Origin of the sequence: Synechococcus sp. H55.11 (genome assembly GCF_047462475.1) — a bacterium.
Classification (GTDB): Bacteria; Cyanobacteriota; Cyanobacteriia; order Thermostichales; family Thermostichaceae; genus Thermostichus.
The window spans coordinates 4,265-7,166 of record NZ_JANSJI010000090.1 but is presented as its reverse complement, the minus strand read 5'-3'; the positions used below and the strand labels follow the sequence as shown (position 1 = coordinate 7,166).

Sequence of the window (2,902 nt, the reverse complement as noted above, 5' to 3'; positions counted from 1 at the left end):
CCCAAGCGCTCCGCGCCGCTCACGCGACCACCCCCGGCCCCTCTCCCTGAGGGAGAGGGGGGAGAGAGATCAAGGGGTGGGGGGCGGAAGCTTGCGGATCTCTACAGCGTCTCCCACTTGCAAGCCCAGGGCTGCAGCCGTCCCGCCGCGGAACTCCAGCACGCCATCTACCAACTGGTCAGAGGGTGGCCCATAGACGGGGCAGGGTTGGGCGGGGCAACCGGGCACATCGGCAGCGATGTACACCACCTGACCTTGGCGGAGAAAGATAATGTCCAGGTTGAGCAGGGTGTTGAACATCCAGAAGGCAGCCGGCTGGGGCGGGTCGAAGGGAAACCACATGCCGCGATCAGGCGGCAAATCGGTGCGAAACATCAGGCCCAGCCGCTGTTGCTCGGGGGTGCGGGCCACTTCCAGCTCAAAGCGCTTGCCGGCAATGGTTACTTCCGCTTCCACCGGCAGGTGCTGGGGCTGCCCTTTGGCCGGGGTCGAGCTGGCAACGGCTGCCGTCTCCTGGGCTTCTCCTCCAGCAGTACATCCCAGCAGCAGAGCCAGGCCCAAGGCGATCCCGCTCGCTGTGACAGCCTGGCGCTCTCTTGCCCACCAACTCATCCCTTTCTCCTGCTGAGCTGTGCAGGCTTGATCCTACCCTGCTCTCTGGACTGAAGAGGGAGGGGATCCGTGGCAAGTTTGGCCGGGATCTCCTGCGGGCTTTGGCCTGTCGATCTCACCTCAAGCGCAGCCGCAATGGCCGGCCTGGGCAAGAGCCATCCACCCCCAACCCGATACCATAGCCTATAGAGTCTATCTATCGTTCCCCACCCGGCCAGGAGAGACCCAATGAAAGACCTTTTGAATATATCCTCGGTGAGCCGGATCCCGCTTCTGGCTCTGTTTGGCCTATTGCTTTTGGGTCTCTGGCCCACGCACGGGGAAACCCCGGTGCGGATCCCGTTTGAGCCGACCGTGACCTATGGGGAAGGGTATGGAGAAGAGGCTGTGGCCCAACAAGCCCAAAGTCGCTTTGCGCTAAAGCTATTCGCTCACCTACTCCAGCAGCAGCCGCAAGAGAACCTCTTTTTCTCCCCCTTGAGCCTTCGCCTGGCCCTGAGCATGCTGTACAACGGCGCCGCTGGAGAGACCCAAGCGGCCATGGCCGAGGTGCTGGAGACCCAAGAACTCTCCCTCAATGAGTTGAACTGGACCAACGCCCAGATGGCGCGCTGGCTGGTGGAGCGATCCCAAGCAGAAGGGCCGATCCAGGTGCAAGTGGCCAACGGCCTTTGGGTCGATCAAACCCTCACCCTGCGGCCTCCCTTTTTGCAGGCGCTGGCTACCTATTACCAAGCGGTGGTCAATCGGGTGGAGCTGGGATCCCGCCAGACGGTGCAGGCGATTAACCGTTGGGTAGCCGAGCGCACCCAGGGCCAGATCGACCGCATCGTGGATCGCCTCAGCCGCGAGGACGTGATGGTTTTGCTCAACGCCATCCATTTCAAGGGAGAGTGGACCCAGCCCTTCGATCCGGCCCTGACCAAGCCCCAGCCCTTCACCCGAGCTGATGGCCGCCGTGTCCAAGTGCCGCTGATGGCCCAATCCGGTCGCTACGGCTACCGGGAGACCGAGCAGCTCCAGGTGGTGCGCCTGCCCTATGGGGAAGGGGAGCTGGCCCTGCTGATCCTGCTGCCCAAACCAGGGGTGAGCTTGGCAACCCTGCAACAGGAGCTCAGCCCAGAAACTTGGCAAGAATGGACGGGATCCCTGCCCACCCGCCCCGGCTCGGTGCGGATCCCCAAGTTTAAGCTGGCCTACGCAACCGATCTGGTGCCGGCTTTGCAGCAGTTGGGTATGGGGATCGCCTTTTCTCGCCGGGCCGATTTCAGCCAGATGACCTCAGAGCCGACGCAGGTCAGCAGAGTCTTGCACAAGGCGGCCATCGAAGTGGATGAAAAGGGATCCGAGGCGGCTGCTGCCACCGGGGTAATCGTCTCCCGCACCGCCAGCGACCGGCAGGAGCCCTTTCAATTCGTAGCGGATCGACCTTTCTGGTTTGCCATTGTCGCTTCTAGATCCGGCGACAACCCCGAGGCGCAAACTGTGCTGTTTATGGGATCCCTGGTGGATCCTGGATAAGGGGATCCCTCATGCTGACTGCGGAGGTCATGATAATCGAGGTTTTGGAACAAGAAAAGATCCCTGGGTTTGCCTTGGATTTGTCAGAGTTTTTTGCCGAACCTAAGTTTTAGTTCTTTGCCAACTTAGCAACAAAAGCCTTCAGGGTTCCGCGGCACCTGGTAAACTGGCTCCAAAAACGGGATCCCCTTCCATGGCGCTGGTTTACCTGCAAGTTCTGGAGCGCACCCCCAGGCGGCTGCGGATTGCCCTGCAAAGGTTTACCTCTGAGCAACTGGCCTGGCGGGTGGTGGCGGGGCTGGGGTTGTTGGCGCTGGGATCCCAGCTCTGGCAGCCTTCCCCTCTGCTGGGGCTACTGGCTGTAGCAGCGGGCCTGGGGATTGGGATCCCTTGGGGGCTGGGGCAGATCTTGAGTGTGGATCGGGAGCGGCAGCGGGTGACCCTGACCCGGCTGGGTGGCCCTTGGGGGATCTGGCGGCAGCAGGTCTTCTCTTATCCTCTCGCCCAATTGCAAGGGGTGCGGCTGCAGCGGCTGGGACAAGAGATCTTGGATAAAGAAGCACAGGAAAGCTTTCAGCTACAAGCTCAGGTGCGGTTGCAGTTCCGTCCCCAGGTTTTTGAACAAGAGCTTGAAGAAGTGATCGCTTGTTTCAGTAGCCAATCGGCGATCAAAAAAGGCGAGCCGGAAGCCCTTGCCTTGGCGCAGCGGCTGGCAGGCTGGATTCAGGCCTATATGAACCCGTGAGGTTTCCTCATAAGCTGTTGATTG

Annotated in this window: 3 protein-coding genes; 2 read left to right on the top strand and 1 reads right to left on the bottom strand. The window is 61.2% G+C overall.

Going from position 1 to position 2,902, the window contains the following annotated elements; translation table 11 throughout:
* Positions 1 to 69: 69 nt before the first annotated feature.
* The gene (locus NW853_RS04150) at positions 70 to 612 is read right to left on the bottom strand and encodes a DUF192 domain-containing protein (RefSeq protein WP_414347931.1); all 543 of its coding nucleotides are present in this window, start codon (positions 610 to 612) and stop codon (positions 70 to 72) included.
* Positions 613 to 840: 228 nt separating this feature from the next.
* Here NW853_RS04150 and NW853_RS04145 point away from each other — a divergent pair, with 228 nt between their 5' ends.
* Both NW853_RS04145 and NW853_RS04140 read left to right on the top strand, forming a co-directional pair.
* The gene (locus NW853_RS04145) at positions 841 to 2,133 is read left to right on the top strand and encodes a serpin family protein (RefSeq protein WP_414347929.1); all 1,293 of its coding nucleotides are present in this window, start codon (positions 841 to 843) and stop codon (positions 2,131 to 2,133) included.
* A 193-nt stretch (positions 2,134 to 2,326) separates the two neighbouring features.
* On the top strand, positions 2,327 to 2,878 hold the full coding sequence (locus NW853_RS04140) for a hypothetical protein (protein ID WP_414347926.1): 552 nt from the start codon (positions 2,327 to 2,329) through the stop codon (positions 2,876 to 2,878).
* The last annotated feature ends 24 nt before the right edge of the window (positions 2,879 to 2,902 follow it).

What these genes read in the sequence shown, in the direction of transcription:
- NW853_RS04150 (WP_414347931.1), bottom strand. Translation starts at nt 612, where the DNA reads ATGAGTTGGTGGGCAAGAGAGCGCCAGGCTGTCACAGCGAGCGGGATC.
- NW853_RS04145 (WP_414347929.1), top strand. Translation starts at nt 841, where the DNA reads ATGAAAGACCTTTTGAATATATCCTCGGTGAGCCGGATCCCGCTTCTG.
- NW853_RS04140 (WP_414347926.1), top strand. Translation starts at nt 2,327, where the DNA reads ATGGCGCTGGTTTACCTGCAAGTTCTGGAGCGCACCCCCAGGCGGCTG.